This is a genomic window from Flavobacterium difficile (assembly GCF_011392115.1).
GTDB classification, from domain to species: Bacteria; Bacteroidota; Bacteroidia; order Flavobacteriales; family Flavobacteriaceae; genus Flavobacterium; species Flavobacterium difficile.
Map to the genome: position 1 here is coordinate 224,886 of NZ_JAAJBT010000006.1, position 18,752 is coordinate 243,637.

At 32.5% G+C, this 18,752-nt stretch carries 14 protein-coding genes; 8 read left to right on the forward strand and 6 right to left on the reverse strand.

Annotated elements, in window-relative coordinates:
- Positions 1-12: 12 nt before the first annotated feature.
- From G4D72_RS11070 to G4D72_RS11095, 6 genes are all read left to right on the forward strand, one after another.
- Complete coding sequence (locus G4D72_RS11070; RefSeq protein WP_166077765.1) at positions 13-3,993, forward strand: T9SS-dependent choice-of-anchor J family protein; 3,981 nt, start codon at positions 13-15, stop codon at positions 3,991-3,993.
- An 84-nt stretch (positions 3,994-4,077) separates the two neighbouring features.
- On the forward strand, positions 4,078-5,073 hold the full coding sequence (locus tag G4D72_RS11075; RefSeq protein ID WP_166077766.1) for a glycosyltransferase: 996 nt from the start codon (positions 4,078-4,080) through the stop codon (positions 5,071-5,073).
- Positions 5,074-5,664 (forward strand): dephospho-CoA kinase, encoded by a 591-nt coding sequence (gene coaE, locus G4D72_RS11080; RefSeq protein ID WP_166077767.1) that lies wholly within the window; start codon positions 5,074-5,076, stop codon positions 5,662-5,664.
- 70 nt (positions 5,665-5,734) lie between these two features.
- Positions 5,735-7,318 carry a sensor histidine kinase gene (locus tag G4D72_RS11085; RefSeq protein ID WP_166077768.1) on the forward strand — a complete coding sequence of 528 codons (1,584 nt, stop codon included), beginning with the start codon at positions 5,735-5,737 and terminating at the stop codon, positions 7,316-7,318.
- 3 nt (positions 7,319-7,321) lie between these two features.
- On the forward strand, positions 7,322-8,020 hold the full coding sequence (locus tag G4D72_RS11090) for a response regulator transcription factor (RefSeq protein WP_166077769.1): 699 nt from the start codon (positions 7,322-7,324) through the stop codon (positions 8,018-8,020).
- 62 nt (positions 8,021-8,082) lie between these two features.
- Positions 8,083-8,994: a glutaminase gene (locus tag G4D72_RS11095; RefSeq protein WP_166077770.1), complete on the forward strand. Its 912-nt coding sequence runs from the start codon at positions 8,083-8,085 to the stop codon at positions 8,992-8,994.
- 54 nt (positions 8,995-9,048) lie between these two features.
- On the opposite strand, the gene cphA is transcribed toward G4D72_RS11095, so the two are convergent.
- Complete coding sequence (gene cphA, locus G4D72_RS11100; protein ID WP_166077771.1) at positions 9,049-11,673, reverse strand: cyanophycin synthetase; 2,625 nt, start codon at positions 11,671-11,673, stop codon at positions 9,049-9,051.
- 282 nt (positions 11,674-11,955) lie between these two features.
- On the opposite strand from cphA, the gene G4D72_RS11105 reads away from it, so the two are divergent.
- Together G4D72_RS11105 and G4D72_RS11110 are read left to right on the forward strand one after the other, a co-directional pair.
- The gene (locus G4D72_RS11105; protein ID WP_166077772.1) at positions 11,956-12,828 is read left to right on the forward strand and encodes a cyanophycinase; all 873 of its coding nucleotides are present in this window, start codon (positions 11,956-11,958) and stop codon (positions 12,826-12,828) included.
- A gap of 90 nt (positions 12,829-12,918) precedes the next feature.
- Entirely contained in the window at positions 12,919-13,761 is an 843-nt protein-coding gene (locus G4D72_RS11110) for an isoaspartyl peptidase/L-asparaginase (protein WP_166077773.1), read from the forward strand.
- A gap of 403 nt (positions 13,762-14,164) precedes the next feature.
- Here G4D72_RS11110 and rlmF read toward each other — a convergent pair whose 3' ends face one another.
- The 5 genes from rlmF to thrS form a co-directional block, all read right to left on the reverse strand.
- Positions 14,165-15,079, reverse strand: a complete 915-nt coding sequence (gene rlmF, locus G4D72_RS11115; protein ID WP_166077775.1) for a 23S rRNA (adenine(1618)-N(6))-methyltransferase RlmF — start codon at positions 15,077-15,079, stop codon at positions 14,165-14,167.
- Positions 15,080-15,201: 122 nt separating this feature from the next.
- Complete coding sequence (gene rplT, locus G4D72_RS11120) at positions 15,202-15,546, reverse strand: 50S ribosomal protein L20 (protein WP_166077776.1); 345 nt, start codon at positions 15,544-15,546, stop codon at positions 15,202-15,204.
- 119 nt (positions 15,547-15,665) lie between these two features.
- Entirely contained in the window at positions 15,666-15,863 is a 198-nt protein-coding gene (gene rpmI, locus G4D72_RS11125; protein WP_008256922.1) for a 50S ribosomal protein L35, read from the reverse strand.
- Between the two features lie 110 nt (positions 15,864-15,973).
- Positions 15,974-16,474 (reverse strand): translation initiation factor IF-3, encoded by a 501-nt coding sequence (gene infC / locus G4D72_RS11130; protein ID WP_317165246.1) that lies wholly within the window; start codon positions 16,472-16,474, stop codon positions 15,974-15,976.
- Positions 16,475-16,560: 86 nt separating this feature from the next.
- Positions 16,561-18,501: a threonine--tRNA ligase gene (gene thrS / locus G4D72_RS11135; RefSeq protein WP_166077777.1), complete on the reverse strand. Its 1,941-nt coding sequence runs from the start codon at positions 18,499-18,501 to the stop codon at positions 16,561-16,563.
- Between the last annotated feature and the right edge of the window lie 251 nt (positions 18,502-18,752).

Consider the following 18,752-nt stretch of genomic DNA (forward strand, 5'->3'; position numbering starts at 1 on the left):
AATAATTTATTTATGAAAAAAATTACTTTTTTTCTGTTTTTTGTTCTGTATGGAATTTCCACCCTAGGACAAACAACTGTAACGATAGGAACCGGTGTTCTATCCGCTACAAGTGCTAATGGATCACCTGTATATAGGTCTAGTGCTACTAGTACTTTTAATTTTTCACAAAGTGTAGAACTTCTTACTCCTGCAGATTTATCGGCTGTAGGTATTACTGCAGGTTCTACAATTACAAAAATTGCATATAAAAAACTTAATGCTTCCACCTTGTCTCCTGGTAGAACAGCAACTATGCGAATTTTTATGAAAAATACAGCAACAACTGCATTAGGTACAACAACAAATTTTGCAACTTACACAACCGGCTCTACTTTATGTTACGATAATGCTGTTTATTCTAATACAGATTTACCAGCAGTAGCAGGTTGGGTTGAATTTAATTTTTCAACTCCATTTAATTATACAGGAGGTTCTATAGAAGTTGGAATTGATTGGGCAATTAATGCAGGTACAGGTAATCCTACAGACGGAGCTTTTGCTTGGGAGTATACTACAGTTTCAGCAAATCAAGCTGCGGGCACTTCTGCTGGTGCAGCTATTACAGGGAATTTAGCAACCGCTAACACAAGAATTTATAACACTCAATTAACATTTACAAACAATCCTTGTTCAGGTGTTCCTGCACCAGGAAATACAGTTGTTTCAACATCTGGTTGTTTTGGAAGTAGTGCAACGTTATCATTACAAAATCCAACCATTGGATCTGGAGTTACTTATCAATGGTATATGAATACTGTCGCAATTTCAGGAGCTACAAATCCAAATTATGTGATACCAAGTCTTACAACAAGTGATACTTATTTTTGTGAAGTTACATGTGCTGGAAATACTTCTGCATCTAGTTCATTATTAGTTGGACCTTCTATTTTAACTACACCAGTTTTAGAACCGTTTGCGGTATTTTTACCTACATGTTGGATGAATATGTTTGGTGGTGATTTAACTACAGGTCCTACTGCTTCAACAGGTTCAGGTTGGGTTGCAGATGGATTTGCAAATTCAGGTACGACTGGTGCTATTAGAAATGAAATTTGGACTGTAGGGGCTAATGATTGGGTAATTTCTCCAGTTGTTAACATACCAGCTGTAGGTTACGAGTTAAAATTTGATGCTGCAGCTACTCAATTTGCTTCAGTAAACTCTCCAACAACACCATGGGAAGCTGATGATTTTATTGAAGTATTAATTGCAACAGGTGGTTCAACAACTAACTGGATAGTTTTAAATACATTCAACGATACTAATGTTCCTTCTAATATAGGTTCTTCTTATATTTATGATTTATCGGCATATGCTGGTCAAAATGTTAGAATTGCATTTAGAGCTGTAGAAGGCACGGCCAATGGATTAGCTGATATCGATTTTTCAATCGATAATTTTCAGATAAGACAAACACCAGCATGTTCTGAACCTACTGGTATTACTATTGGAAACATCACTTCATCATCAGTAGAGTTCTCCTGGACAGAACCTACAGTTGCTCCTTCTGTAGGATATGAGTATATCGTTTCTACATCTAATACTATTCCTACAACAGCAGGAACTCCAACTACAAACACATTTGGCATTCCTACTGGATTATTATCTAATACAACTTATTATGTTTTTGTGAGATCTGATTGTGGGGCCAGTGGTTTCAGTACTTGGGTTGGTCCTGTTAGTTTTACTACATTATGTGCACCAGTAACAGCACCTGTTTCAGAAAATTTCACAACATTTTTACCTAGTGTATGTTGGTTTAACAGAACAGGTGGTGATTTAACAACTGGACCAACAAGTTTAACAGGTTCAGGTTGGGTTGCAGATGGATTTGCTAATGCAGGTACTACTGGAGCTATAAAAAATGAGATTTGGACAACAGGTGCAAATGATTGGTTTATTTCACCTGAGATAACAATTCCATCAACAGGATATGAATTAAAATTTGATGCTGCTGCCACTCAATTTGCTACTACAAATTTACCAACTACACCTTGGGAATCTGATGATTTTATTGAAGTTTTAGTTTCTACAACAGGTTTAACAAACTGGACTCCAATTTTCACATATAATGATTCAAATCAACCATCAAATACTGCAACTCCAAATGTTTTAGATTTGGATGCCTATGCTGGTCAAAATATTAGAATAGCTTTTAGAGCTGTGGAAGGCGCTACTAATGGTTCGGCTGATATTGATTTTTCAATTGATAATTTTCAAGTTAGATTAACGCCTACTTGTATTGAGCCTTCAAATTTAGTTTTTTCAAGTGTAACAGCTACAACAGCTAATATTTCATGGGAGGGTACAACTCCAGTTCCTACAATAGGTTACGAATATTTTGTTTCAACTACAAATGCAGTTCCTGTAACTGCTGGTACTGCAACTACTAATACTTTTGCGGCATTATCAACTTTATTACCTCAAACAACTTATTATATTTTTGTACGTTCTGATTGTGGTGGAGGTGATTTTAGTCCATGGATAGGGCCGATCTCATTTACAACGGCTTGTTCTCCAGTTGCAACTTTACCTTGGATTCAAAATTTTGATTCGGTAACTGTTCCTGCAATTCCTACTTGTTGGTCTGAAGAAAATGGGGATTATGTAACTGCAATTGCTGGTACATATAATACGCCTCGTTCAGGTGCTAATTATTTAAGAGATTCATGGTCTGCTTCTAATGAATATATGTGGACGCCAGGTTTCGATTTAATTGCTGGTACTTCTTATGATTTTTCTTCTTGGATTCAAGGTGATGGTGGTACAGGTTGGACAGTTGATTATTTTGTTAATTCATCTCAAAATTCAACTGGTGCAACTCAGCTAGGTGGTCAATATGCAGTTCCTGGAACTGGAACGATTGCTATACAGACATATGCTCAAGTAACTAGATCATTCGTTCCTTCAACTTCTGGCACTTATTATTTTGCATTTAGAGTTAATCAGCCAAGTATTACTCCTTGGTATGTAGCGTTTGATGATGTAGAAGTAAAATTATCTCCTGCTTGTCCAACTCCTAGTGCTTCTGTATCTGGTATAACTGATGTTGCTGCTAACTTAACTTGGTCTGCTGTTCCTAGTGCAACTTTAGGTTATGAGTATGTATTAGATAACGTTGCTACAGATCCTACGGGAGCTGGAACTTCTACAACTGCAACTACATTTCCAGCTAGTGGATTAACACCTTTAACCACATATTATTTCCATATTCGTTCAGTTTGTGCTGCAGGTACATTCAGTACATGGTCTACAGTAAGTTTTACTACTTTAGCTACACCTCCAGCGAATGATAATTGTGCTACTGCTAGTGTATTAGTACCTGGTGGAGTATTTGCTACGAATTTTCAAGTTGCTTCTAATGTAGGTGCAACTGGTTCTACGGCTCCAGCACCTGGTTGTGCATCTTATTTAGGTGGTGATGTTTGGTATTCAATTACAATTCCTGCTTCAGGAAACTTAACTATCGAAACTAGACCAAATGCAACTTCACCAATTACTGATACTGGTATTGCAGTATACTCTGGTTCATGTGGAGCTTTAGTTTTAGTAGAATGTGATGACGATGATAGTGCAAGCGGTAATTTCTCATTAATTTCATTAACAGGAAGAACTGCAGGTGAAGTATTATATGTGAGAGCATGGGAATTTGGTAATGATACTTTCAATACTTTCCAAATTTCTGCTTATGATGCGTCATTAAGTTCAGATTCATTTGATTCTAAGTCTTTTGTGGCCTATCCAAACCCAGTAAAAGATATCTTAAACTTATCTTACAAAACAACTATCAGCAATGTAAGAGTTGTTAACTTGTTAGGTCAGGAAGTGTTAAATACAAATGTAAATGCTACTGATGTACAAGTAAATATGGTTTCATTAACAGCAGGTACTTATATAGTAAACGTTACAGTTGATGATACTATTCACACATTAAAAGTTGTAAAACAATAAGTTATTTAATTTTTTATTTAAAAGTCCCGAGAAATCGGGACTTTTTTGTTTTTATATTTATCTTTGTTTTTATAAAATTATATCATGTATTTTTCTTTAATTATACCGATTTTTAATCGTCCGGATGAAATTGATGAACTTCTACAAAGTTTAACCAAGCAAACTTATACTGCTAAATACGAAATTGTAATTATTGAAGATGGTTCTTCAATTCCTTGTAAATTTATTATTGAAAAATATAGTTCATTAAATATAAGTTATTATTTTAAATCAAATTCTGGTCCTGGAGATTCTAGAAATTATGGAATGAAAATGGCGAAAGGCGATTATTTTATAATTTTAGATTCGGATTGTATAATTCCTGCTACTTATTTGCAAACTATTGAAGAAGAGTTAACGGTAAATTATGTAGATTGTTTTGGTGGTCCTGATGCTGCTTTAGATTCTTTTTCTAACGTACAAAAGGCAATTAATTTTACAATGACCTCTTTTTTAACTACAGGTGGAATTAGAGGTGGAAGTGAAAAACTAGATAAATTTCAACCCAGAAGTTTTAATATGGGATTGTCTAAAAAAGCTTTTGAGGCTTCAAACGGTTTCGGAAATATTCACCCTGGTGAAGATCCAGATTTATCAATACGATTATGGAAAATGGATTTTAAAACCAAGTTAATTTCTAATGCTTTCGTATACCATAAACGTAGAATCGATTGGAACAAGTTTTACATCCAAGTTAATAAATTTGGTTTAGCTAGACCTATTTTAAATTCGTGGTATCCGGAATATGCTAAAATTACTTTTTGGTTTCCAACATTGTTTTTGTTAGGTTTTTTACTTTCAATTTTCTGTTTGTTATTTAATTTTCCTTACTTTCTTTACTGCTATATTTTCTATTTTTTTATGTTGTTTACAGCTTCTTTGTTACAAAACAATTCTCTTACAATTGCTTCATATAGTGTAATCGCTGCTGTAATTCAGTTTTATGGTTATGGAAAAGGTTTTTTACAATCTTATTTTAAAGTTCATATTTTAAAACAACAACCTGAAATTGCATTTCCAAAACTATTTTTTAAACGATAAATGACTAAAATTATTGGACTTACAGGCGGAATTGGTAGTGGAAAAACAACGGTAGCCAATTATTTTGCTTCAAAAGGTATTCCTGTATATATTGCAGATGAAGCCGCTAAAGCGATTATGAATGATAAAATCGTAATTGAGGAAGTAAAAGCAATTTTTCCGGATGAAAATGTAGTTCAAAATAACGGGTTTTTAAATAGAAAATTAATCAGAGAATTAGTTTTTAACAATAAAAGCAAATTAAATCTGCTTAATAGGATTATTCATCCGAGAGTAAAATCAGATTTTGAAAATTGGTTAAATAAAAATAAAAAATCTAAATTTATCATTAAAGAAGTTGCTATTTTATTTGAAACAAATGGGCAACAATATTGTGATGCTACTATATTAGTAACTGCTCCTATAGAAACAAGAATTAAACGAGTCCTAGAAAGAGACAAAACTTCTAGAGAAAATATTCTTCAAATCATTAATAATCAACTTCCTGAAGAAGAAAAAATCAAATTAGCAACTTATGTTATAACAAATGAAAATTTAAATATAACGTATAAAACAGTCGATAATTTGATTGAAATTTTAAAGAAAATTTAAATTTTAACATATTTGTTAAATATTGGTTAATTGTTTTAACAGTAGCTATTTACATCTTAACTTTGCTATAATGAATAAAACAAGGTTTAGAATATTAGTTTTTTTGATGAGTATTTCCTTAATTGGAATTATTTTAGTTCAATTGTATTGGATTAACAGTTCTTTTCAAAAAAATGATGAACAGTTCAGACATCATGCACTTGTAGTTCTTGAAAATGTATCTGAAAAATTAGATGATAAGGAAATTTCTGATTTTATTGCATCCGTAAAAAAGTTTAAAGATAGTACAGGAAAAGAACCAAAAAAAGAGCAATTAATAAAGCTTTTTTATTACGAAAAAGATTCTAATTCTAAAGAAGTTTTAATTTATACCAACACAATTATCCCTGAAGATTTCGGTGTTAATGGTTCGATCTTTGATAAAAATTCAAATTCATTAGGAATTAAAGATTATACAGCTAAAAGAAAATCTCAAATATATAAAGACAATTCTCTTGATGGTTCTGGAATGGCTTTTGGTTCGAAACCAAATGTAAATATAGAAAAGACTACACGACTTGATATTTTAGATAGAGTTCAGTTTGAATTGCTTTTTAGAGATATAGTTTCACAACGACAAATTCAAAAGAGAATTTCGTCAAAGTTAGTGAACGATGTATTAAATTTTGAGTTATATAAATCGGAATTAAATACACCTTATGAATTTGCCGTATATAAAAATGGCTTGGCAACTAAAGTGAAGTCGGAAGAATTTAGATATGATAAATGCACAACTTACAGCATCCCAATATTGTTAGATGCAGATGGTAAAACGGATTATAAATTATTATTAAGGTTTCCTAATAAAACGAATTTTGTATTTTATTCTTTGTTGCCAATGACAATTTTAACACTATTATTTGTGGTAATTATTTTGGTAACCTATACAAGTGCCTTAAAACAATTGATCATGCAAAAACAGATTTCTGAAATAAAAACAGATTTCATCAATAACATGACTCACGAATTTAAAACACCTATTGCGACTATTAACCTAGCTTTAGATGCTATAAAGAATCCAAAAATCATTGATGATAAAGACAAGGTTCAAAAATATCTTCAAATGATAAAAGATGAAAACAAAAGAATGCATGCTCAAGTTGAAAATGTTCTTAGGATTTCGAAATTAGAAAGAAATGAATTAAACATAGATAAAGAGCCACAAGAATTAACCGAGTTTATTGAAGATGCTATTGATCATATCAGTTTAATTTTAGAAGATAAGGAAGGTGAAGTTCATACACATTTTAATGCCACAAGAACCACTGTACTTTTAAATGATGTGCATTTTACTAATGTTTTGGTTAACATTTTAGATAACGCAATGAAGTATTCATCCGATAGGCCGATAATTAACGTATATACAGAAAATATAAAAGATTATGTTCTTATAAAAATTGAAGATAATGGAATTGGAATGTCAAAAGCAGTACAAAAGAAGGTTTTTGAAAAATTCTTTAGAGAACATACAGGTGACTTACACAATGTTAAAGGTCACGGATTAGGATTAGCATATGTAAAACAAATAATCGACGACCATAATGGCGAGGTTTTTGTGGAAAGTGAAAAAGGAAAAGGGAGCACATTTATAATTAAATTGCCATTAATAAATTAAGATATGGAAACAAAAAAAATATTATTAGTAGAAGATGATCCAAATTTCGGATCTGTTTTAAGAGATTATTTATCATTAAATGATTTTGAAGTAACATTAGCTAAAAACGGAATGGAAGGTTTTGAAAAATTCAAAAAAGATACTTACGATTTATGTATTTTGGATGTCATGATGCCTTATAAAGATGGTTATACTTTAGCTAGAGAAATCAGAGAAAAAAATGCAGAAGTGCCAATCATTTTCTTAACTGCAAAGACATTAAAAGAAGATGTTTTGAAAGGTTATAAAGTAGGAGCAGACGATTATTTAAACAAACCTTTCGATTCGGAAGTGCTATTAATGAAAATTAAAGCAATTATTCAAAGAAAAGCAACCGAAACTAAGCCTGATTCAACTGTTTTTGAATTTACAATTGGTAAATTTCATCTGAATTCCAAATTGAGATTCTTAACTTTTGGTAATGAAGAACCGATTAAATTATCACCGAAAGAATCAGAATTATTAAAAATGTTAGCGTTACACGAAAATGATTTGATGCCGCGTGAACTGGCTTTAACAAAAATTTGGAGAGACGATAATTACTTTACTTCAAGAAGTATGGACGTATATATCGCTAAATTGAGAAAATATTTAAAACCAGATGAACGTGTAGAAATTTTAAACATTCACGGTGAAGGTTTCCGTTTGGTAATCAATTCATAATATATAAAGGCTGCAAGAAATTGTAGCCTTTTTTATTTATATTTGCTCTTAAAGTAAGCCCAATGAACTACCAGCACATACTAGATGATATCTATAAAGCTTCCATTTTACAACCTAAAATTGGTAAAGTTGCTTCTTATATTCCTGAATTATCAGAGATTAATCCAAATAAATTGGGAATAAGTTTAACCACAATTAATGGAGAAAATTTTAGTATTGGCGATTCGGAGGAACGTTTTTCCATTCAATCGATTTCCAAAGTTCTATCATTAACTTTAGCCATCTCGCTTTTGGGTGAAAAAATTTGGGAAAGAGTTGGCGTGGAACCTTCGGGTACAGCTTTTAATTCTTTAGTGCAATTAGAATACGAAAAAGGAATTCCTCGAAATCCATTCATAAACGCTGGTGCGATCGTAATTGCAGATATTTTAGTATCACATTTGAAAAATCCAAAAGAAGATTTCTTAAGTTTTATTAGAGTATCTTCTGGAATACGAACCATTAATTTTGATGAAAGTGTGGCAATTTCTGAAAAAAATTCAGGTTTTAGAAACGCAGCTTTGGCTAATTTTTTAAAATCTTTTGGTAATTTACAAAATGATGTAGATGAAGTTTTGGATTTTTATTTCCATCAATGTGCTATATCGATGTCTTGTAGAGAATTAACTCAAGCATTTTATTTTTTTGCAAATGAAGGTATTTCACAATCCGGTAAACAGATTATAAATAAAAGTCAAGTTAAAAGAATGAATGCTTTAATGCAAACATGTGGATTTTATGATGAATCAGGAGAATTTACTTTTCGTGTTGGTTTACCTGGAAAAAGTGGAGTAGGTGGTGGTATCGTTGCTTTATTACCTAAGCAGTTTATTGTTTCTACTTGGAGTCCACGTTTAAATTCGAACGGGAATTCCGAATTAGGTATGTATGTTTTAGAGGAACTTACAACAAAAACAGGCATGTCAATTTTCTAGTATGCACAATAAAGAAAACCTGACAGGTTTAAAAAACCTATCAGGTCTAATAATCTATACTTTACTTTCTTCGTTTTCTTTATCTAAATATTCTTGAACAGTTTCAATAGCATTTGTAATAACATCACTCAATGCTGTGATGAAGCTTCCATCTTCTGCGTTTTCCATGGCATGTTTTAAGGCTTCTACTTCCATTGTAATAATTTCAGTAGTTACATTTCTTCCACTTTCTGCAATTCCAGCTAAAATTAAACTGTTAATTTCTTTTTCCGTTCTACCTCTTAAATGTTTCTCTTGACGAATGATAATATGATCGAACATTCTTCCTGCAATTTTAGCGCATTCTTTTATGTCTTCATCGCGTCTGTCGCCCACACCAGCAATAATTCCGATTTTTTTGGTTGCTGCTACACTTTCTAAATATTCTTCAATTCCTCGATATCCAGCTGGATTGTGAGCAAAATCAATTAAAACTTTGAATTTTTTAAAATCGAAAATATTCATTCTACCTGGAGTTTGTGCAGCACTTGGTACAAATGTTTGTAAGGATAAGCTAATGTCTTCCGTTTTAAAGCCTTGTAAATAAGCAGCTAATGTTGCTGCAAGTACATTGGCAATCATAAATTTCGCTTTTCCACCTAAAGTTAAAGGAACATGTGTGGCTTTTTCTACACGAATTTTCCATTCTCCTTTTTTAATGGTGATGAAACCGTTTTCATAAACGGCTACAATTTTGCCTTCTTTAGCTAATTTTAATGCAGTTGGATTATTTTCGTCTAAACTGAAATAAGCAATATTGCAACTTAAGTCTTTAGCGATTTTTAAACAGTATTCGTCTTCGGCATTTAAAATCGCCCAACCGTCTTTTTTAATACTTCTAACAACAGTAGCTTTTACACGGGCTAAATCATCTAAAGTATGAATATCGGCTAAACCTAAATGATCTTCTTGAATATTTGTTATAATTCCAATATCGCATCTAGAAAATCCTAAACCAGCTCTCAAAATTCCACCACGTGCGGTTTCTAGAACTGCAAATTCAACGGTTGGATCTTTTAAAATATATTCTGCAGAAATAGGTCCAGTCGTATCACCTTTTTCCATCAAATGATTTTGAACATAAATTCCATCCGAAGTTGTAAATCCAACTCGATAGCCATTATTTTTAACAATATGAGCTATTAATCGGGTAGTAGTAGTTTTTCCATTTGTACCTGTAACAGCAATAATTGGAATTCTACTCGGTTTTCCTTGCGGATACAACATGTCAATTACAGGAGCCGCAACGTTTCTAGGTAAGCCCTCTGAAGGCGCTAAGTGCATACGGAAACCAGGTGCGGCATTCACTTCTAAAATACAACCACCATTTTCTTTTAGCGGTTGTGTTAAATTTTCAGCCATAATATCTACACCACAAATATCTAATCCAATCACACGAGAAATTCGTTCACAAAGGAAAATATTTTCAGGATGCATCATGTCAGTTACATCCACAGAAGTTCCACCAGTACTTAAATTAGCAGTCGATTTTAAATACACAATTTCATCTTTTTTAGGAACCGTTTCTAAAGTATATCCTAATTTTTCTAATAAATCTGTGGTATCTCTATCCACATCAATTTGAGTTAGTACATTTTCGTGTCCGTAACCTCTTCTTGGGTCTTTATTGGTTTCATCAATTAATTGCTGAATGTTGTCTTTTCCGTTTCCTTTTACGTGAGCAGGTTCGCGTTTTGCGGCTGCAACTAATTTATTATCGATAATTAAAACCCTAAAGTCAAAACCAGTAATAAATTTTTCTACAATTACTCTACGACTATAATTTTTGGCATGAGCTAAACCAGCAATAGCATCTTCTCTATTTTTTACGTTTATCGATGCGCCTTTTCCGTGATTTCCATCTAAGGGTTTGATAACGATAGGGAATCCGATTTTCTTAATTACAGCATCTAAATCTTCTTCATCTACACAAATTCCGCCACTTGCAACTGGAATTGAAGCATTGGCTAACATGCGTTTGGTTTCTTCTTTATTACAGGCAATGTCTACGGCAATATTACTGGTTTTACAAGTAATTGTAGCTTGAAAACGCATTTGATTGACACCGTAACCTAATTGTACTAGTGAATTGGTTCCTAAACGAATCCATGGAATATCACGTGCTACGGCTTCTTCTACGATACTTCCTGTTGAAGGTCCTAAACGAACACGTTCACGGATTTCACGCATTTTTTGAATATCCGCTTCTACATCATAAGGTGTTCCAGCAATTAAAGCTTCGGCGATGGCTACTGCACTTTCTGCTGCAAATAAACCTACATTTTCTTCAGTGTAACTAAACACTACATTATAGACACCAGGAGTTTTGGTTTCGCGAGTTCTTCCGAATCCGGTTTCCATTCCTGCAAGAGTTTGAATTTCTAGAGCAATATGTTCGATAACATGACCCATCCAAGTACCACGATCTACTCGAGAGAAAAAGCCACCACGACAACCTTCCGAACAACGGTGTTCAATCATTGTTGGAAACATGGCTTCAATACGTTCGCGAAAACCTTCTATTTTATTGGTAGGAAATTGTTCCATTTCTTCCAAATCCAAGCGCATTTGGATTAATTTTTTGCGTTGTACACTCCAGATGTTTGGTCCACGTAGGGCTTGAATTTTGTCTATTTTCATTTTGGTATGGTATTTTGTAATGAATTTTGTTAAAAATAGGAATTTTTTATTATTTCGAAATGTTTTTATTGAGATTATTTTATGGAAATGTCTTAAGAATTTGATTTTATGTATTTTAGCCCCGCTCTCGTTTTATTAACGAGACAAGTTTCACGTTATCCTCTAATTTTTCATTGGAGATATAGTGGATAGCGGTATAATTGTTGAAAAGTATGCAATAAGTTTTGCTTCAAAAAAAGAAAATAGATTTGGATTATTTAACTTTTTGGCTATTTTTACCAAATGAATATACAAGGAAAATTAGTCATAATTGGCGGTGCGGTTGATAAAGGGAGTTTTACAGAAACCGATTTAGATAAGAATGCAAGTAATAATTTAAACTTTTTTGAAAAAGGAATTTTAAAGAGAATTATTGACGAATCTAAGCATAAAAAAGAGTCTAGAATTGAAGTAATTACTACAGCTTCTAAAATACCAAGAGAAATTGGTCCAGAATATGTAAAAGCTTTAAACTTTTTAGGCGCTTCAAATGTAGATGTACTTTATATTGAAAAAAGAGAACAAGCAACAGATCCTGAAGTTTTAGCTCGATTAAAAGCTGCCGATGTGGTAATGTTTACAGGTGGTGATCAATTGCGATTGACTTCCATTTTAGGTGGAACAGCATTTGACGACATGTTAATTGACAAATATAAAAACGAAGAGTTTATATATGCAGGAACTTCGGCTGGTGCAGCTGCGGCATCGAATAACATGATTTACCAAGGAAGTAGTAGTGAAGCTTTATTGAAAGGTGAAGTGAAAATTACTTCTGGTTTAGGTTTAATTGATGGTGTAATTATCGATACGCATTTTGTACAACGCGGAAGAATTGGACGTTTGTTTCAGGCGGTTGTAGGTAATCCGAAAGTATTAGGAATAGGTTTGGGAGAAGATACAGGTTTGTTAATCACAAATGGTCGTCAAATGGAAGCCATTGGTTCAGGTTTAGTGATTTTAGTTGACGGAAGAGAGATTAAAGACACGAACTTAACTCAAATTGAATTAGGAGAACCGATTTCTATCAATCATTTGGTAACTCACGTGATGAGTAAAAACGACACGTTCGATTTAGATACGTTTAAAATGACGATTAAGAGTTCGCAATATATTTAATTTACAATTATTCATTTTAGAACACAGATTCAGGAAATTTTTAAAGTTTATATAATTTCTTTAATCTGTGTTTTTAAATTTTCAACAAGTATGAAAATAATAATTCACGGTGGTTTCTTTTCGGAATCGTCTACAAATAACGAAACTAAAGTAGCTAAGCAAGAAGCTTTACTTCGAATTGTAAAAGCATCTTACGAATATTTAAAAACGCATTCAGCATTGGAAACTGTGGTTTATGCTGTTTCTATGTTAGAAGATGATGCGTTATTTAATGCAGGAATTGGTTCTCAAATACAAAGCGACGGGAAAATACGTATGAGTGCCGCTTTAATGAATGGAGCAACTCAGAGAATGAGCGGTGTAATTAACATTGAAAACGTTAAAAATCCTATTCAAGTTGCAGAAGTACTAATGAAAGAAGACGATAGAATTTTAGGTGGAAGTGGGGCAACAAACTACGCAAGACAACATGGATTTGAAGTGTTTTCTACTGAAATTCCACAGCGAAGAGCAGAATACGAAGCCAAAGTACAATCGTTAGGATTAGGAACTGTGGGTTGTGTAGCTTTAGATAAAGAAGGAAAAATTGCTGTAGCCACTTCAACTGGAGGAAAAGGTTTTGAATTGGTAGGAAGAATTTCTGATTCGGCTACTGTTGCTGGAAATTATGCCAATTCGTTTTGTGGAGTGAGTTTAACAGGAGTAGGAGAAGACATCGTTAGTAACGCTACAGCAGCAAAGATTGTAACTCGAGTTACTGATGGTTTTACTTTACAAGAGGCTTTTGCTAAAACCTTTGACGAATTATTACCATATGATGGTTTTGCGGGAGCAATTGCAATCGATTCGAAAGGAAACGTTTTTCATCAAGATTCACATCCAAGTATGGTTTTTGCGAGCTATGATGGCGAAAAGGAAGAGGTTTTTAATTAAGATATAATTTGTTTCTGATTTTTGATATTTACATTACCAAATAGGTACTGAAAAAATATTTTGAAAAAATAAAAAACCTGATACATAATGATGTGTCAGGTTTTTTTATGGCAATTTTATTTATAAATAAATTATAGTGTTTCATGTATTAAAATAAGCACTTCATGACATTTTTTTTCACTCAAGTCTCTTATATATCTAAATTTATGGTATTAAATTATGAAGTATGAAAAGTGAGGTGCAAATCAATGAAAACAAAATATTATTAGTTTTTAAAAATGTAAATTTTGGTTATGTTTTGTTAGTATTTTTTATTTTTTTATGTTTTTTACTAAATATATTTTTTTTACTAACACATTAAAAGAATCCAAATTTAGTTTATCATCTAATAATAAAATGTTTATTAAAACTGCCAGCAAATAATTTGTGTAGTTTTGTTGCCGTTTGTCAAATGAAGTGTAGTACTATTTTTAACACCAACTTTCTTTATTTGTTTATATAATGGTTTTAGATTCGTTTTTTTGGAAACAATAGTACTAAACCATTTACATTGATTTTTAAAATGAACACTTTCGTAAATTAAATTTGTCACGAAACCTAATTCACCGCCTTCACACCATAATTCATTATTTTGTCCACTAAAGTTTAAAACAGGTTTGTTGCTTACTTTCTGTCCTAAATTTTTATTTTTTCGTAAAGAGCCTTTTGCAGCTTCCTCAGCTGAAGAGTGAAAAGGAGGATTACAAATTACAAAATCGAAAACTTCTTCCGATTCTATCATATATTTTAAAACATTTCGTTTGTTGTCGTTGAAACGGATGGTGACATTTTCTTTCAGTTTTGGATTTTTGCTTAAAATCGTTTCTGCAGACAAAAGAGATTGTTTGTCGACTTCTGTTCCTACGAATGTCCAACCATATTCATGATTTCCAATAATTGGATAAATGCAATTTGCACCCACGCCAATATCTAATATTCTTACTCGGTTTCCTATTGGAATTTCACCATTATTTGAAGTAGCTAATAAATCGGCAATATGATGAATGTATTCTGCTCTTCCTGGAATAGGAGGACAAAGGTTTGTTTTTGGAATGTTCCAATATTCTAAATTGTAAAAATGCATTAATAAGGCTTTGTTTAAAGCTTTTACTGCAATTGGATTTGAAAAATCAATAGACTTTTCTCCAGCTTTATTTAAGAATAAATGTAAGTTTAAATCGGGATGCGTTTTAATTAATTGTACAAAATCATATCTTCCAATATGTTTGTTTCTTAAGTGTAAACCTTCAAAATACAGGTTTGTTTCATTGTTTTCCATATACTATTGTAAGTGGCAAATTTACGATTAATAAAATAGGTTTAGTAATTTTTAGAAACAAAAAATCCCAACTTTTCAATTGGGATTTTGTATAAGTAAGAATAAATATGATTAAACGTTGATTATTTCACTTTATTTACGATAGCTGCAAATGCTTCTGAGTGGTTCATAGCTAAATCTGCAAGAACTTTACGGTTCAATTCGATATTGTTAGCTTTAACTTTACCCATAAACTGAGAATAGCTCATCCCATGTAATCTTGCACCAGCGTTGATACGCATGATCCATAATGCACGGAAATTTCTTTTCTTTTGCTTTCTATCACGGTATGCATAAGCCATAGCTTTTTCTACCGCATTTTTAGCTACTGTCCAAACGTTTTTACGTCTTCCGAAGAATCCTTTTGCTTGTTTTAATACTCTTTTTCTTTTAGCTCTTGTAGCTACTGAATTTACTGCTCTTGGCATAATTTTAAATGTTTTTTGTAGTGAGGCGGTTTGTTAATCACTTTTAATTTTGTACTTCTAACTTTGTACTTCAATTGCCTACTCCAGGGTTATTAAATTGTTTTAACCAAACAAACGAATTAAATAATATTTAATTGTTGTTTAATGCTTCTCTCATCTGTTTTATGAACTAAACCAGAGTGAGTTAAAGCTAATTTACGCTTTTTAGATTTTTTCGTTAAGATGTGACTCTTAAAAGCGTGTTTTCTTTTGATTTTTCCAGAACCAGTAACTTTAAATCGTTTCTTAGCACTAGATTTTGTTTTCATTTTAGGCATTTTTTCCTAGGTATTTAATTTATTCTTACTTACTATCTTAATAGCTTTTGGCATTTAGCATTAAGTTTAAAGCTTTTATAGCAATTTACTTATGCACATTTCTAAAAGCCTTATTTCACTTTCTTTTTAGAAGCAATGTATATAATCATACGTTTTCCTTCTAAAACAGGCATACTTTCAACCTTACCGTATTCCTCTAAATCTTGGGCTAGACGTAACAATAAAATTTGTCCTTGCTCTTTATAGATGATAGAACGTCCTTTAAAGAATACAAATGCTTTTAACTTAGAACCTTCTTGTAAAAACTTTAAAGCATTCTTTTTCTTAAATTCATAATCATGTTCATCCGTTTGAGGTCCGAAACGAATTTCCTTTATTACAACCTGACTGGATTTGGCTTTTAATTCTTTTTCCCTTTTCTTTTGTTGGTATAAGAATTTTCCATAATCCATCAATTTACAAACAGGTGGCTCTGCATTTGGAGAAATTTCAACTAAGTCTACTTCTTGTTCTTCTGCAAAACGTAATGCATCAGCCAATTTGTAAACTCCAGGTTCTATATTTTCACCTACTAATCGTACTTCAGCTACACCTCTAATTAAATTATTAATACGATGTGCTGCTACTTTTTCTACTCTAGGAGTGTAACTCCCTCTACCTTTTCTAATTGCTATGACTCTGTAATTTTAGTTAAACTTTAAAATTGTTTCAATGTTTTGTTTATTTCTTCAGTTACAATTTTGGCAAATTCCTCAATTGTAACTGTAATATTTCCTTTTCCTTCTTGTCCATTTCTACGGACAGAAATGGTTCCGTTTTTCTCTTCTTCTTCACCAACAATCAGCATAAACGGCATTTTCTGCATTTCTGCTTCTCTAATTTTCTTCCCGATTGTTTCATTTCGGTTGTCAATTAGGGCGCGAATTTCGTGAATTTCCAGCAAATCTAAAACTTTTTTTGCATATTTTTCATATTTCTCACTTAAACTTAATATAATAGCTTGTTCTGGCATTAACCAAAGTGGGAAATTTCCTGCAGTATGTTCTAGTAAAATGGCAATGAATCTCTCCATCGAACCAAATGGCGCTCTGTGAATCATTACTGGTCTGTGTAATTTATCATCTGCTCCTTTGTAAGATAATTCAAAACGTTCTGGTAGGTTGTAATCTACTTGTATGGTTCCTAATTGCCAACTTCTTCCTAAAGCATCTTTTACCATAAAGTCCAACTTCGGACCATAAAAGGCAGCTTCACCAGCTTCGATAACATAATTTAAACCTTTGTCTTTAGCAGCACTAATAATGGCATTTTCTGCTTTTTCCCAGTTTTCAACGCTTCCAATATATTTATCAGGATTACTTAAATCTCTAACAGAAACTTGTGCTGTAAAGTTTTCAAATCCTAATGAACCAAATACATATAGTACTAAATCTATAACGTTTTTAAATTCCGCATCTAATTGATCTGGCGTACAGAAAATATGTGCATCATCTTGTGTAAATCCTCTAACACGAGTTAAACCATGTAATTCACCAGATTGTTCATATCTATAAACTGTACCAAATTCTGCATAACGCTTTGGTAAATCTTTATACGACCATGGTCTAGAATTATATATTTCACAGTGATGCGGGCAGTTCATCGGTTTTAATAAAAACTCTTCGCCTTCAGCTGGAGTAGTTATCGGTTGGAAACTATCTGCACCATATTTTGCATAATGTCCAGAAGTAACATATAATTCTTTCTGTCCAATATGTGGAGTAACCACTTGTTCGTAACCTGCTTTCTTTTGCGCTTTCTTTAAAAATTGCTCTAATCTATCACGTAACGCTGCACCTTTAGGTAACCATAAAGGTAAACCTTGTCCTACACGTTGTGAAAAATGGAATAGATCTAATTCTTTTCCTAATTTTCTATGATCACGTCTTTTCGCTTCTTCTAAAAGTTCTAAATAATCCGTTAAATCTTTCTGTTTTGGAAAAGATGTTCCATAAACTCGAGTCAATTGTTTGTTTTTTTCATCCCCGCGCCAATAGGCACCAGCAATACTCATGATTTTTACAGCTTTGATAATTCCAGTGTTAGGAATATGTCCACCACGACACAAGTCAAAAAAGTTAGCATGATCACAGAAAGTAATCGTTCCATCTTCTAAGTTAGATATCAATTCTGTTTTGTATTCGTTATCTTTATAAACCTCCAATGCTTCTGCTTTGGTAACAGCACGCATTTTAAATTCATGTTTCTCTCTTGAAATTTCTAAAACTCGGTCTTCTATCTTTTTGAAATCTGCATCCGTAATTTTATTATCTCCGAAATCTACATCATAATAAAACCCATTATCAATCGCCGGACCAAGTGTTAATTTTATTCCAGCATACATTTCTTCAAGCGCTTGTGCCATTACATGCGAAGTCGAATGCCAAAAAGCTTTTTTACCTTCTTTGTCATTCCATGTATATAAGGTAAGATTACCATCGGTAGTTAACGGGGTAGATGTTTCAATCGTTGTGTCATTATAATTAGCCGAAATAACATTTCTAGCAAATCCTTCGCTAATGTTCTTAGCAACATCCATAGGAGTCACGCCTTGCGCAAACTCTCTCACCGAACCATCGGGTAAAGTAACTTTAATCATTGTTTAATTTTTATTGAAATGCAAATATAGTATAAACCAATATTTCTTACAATATATATAGGTATAGTTTTCTATATTATAATAGGTATGGTTTACTGCTACATTATATAGGTATAATTTTTTTTAGTAGCTTTAACCTGCTTTCCGCTATATTTTTTACAATCCCACCCGAAAGTTTAATAACCTTTCGGGTGTTTTTGTAAAAAGATGCCGCTACTATCAGGGCTATGGGTTTTGTTTTTAGAATAAAA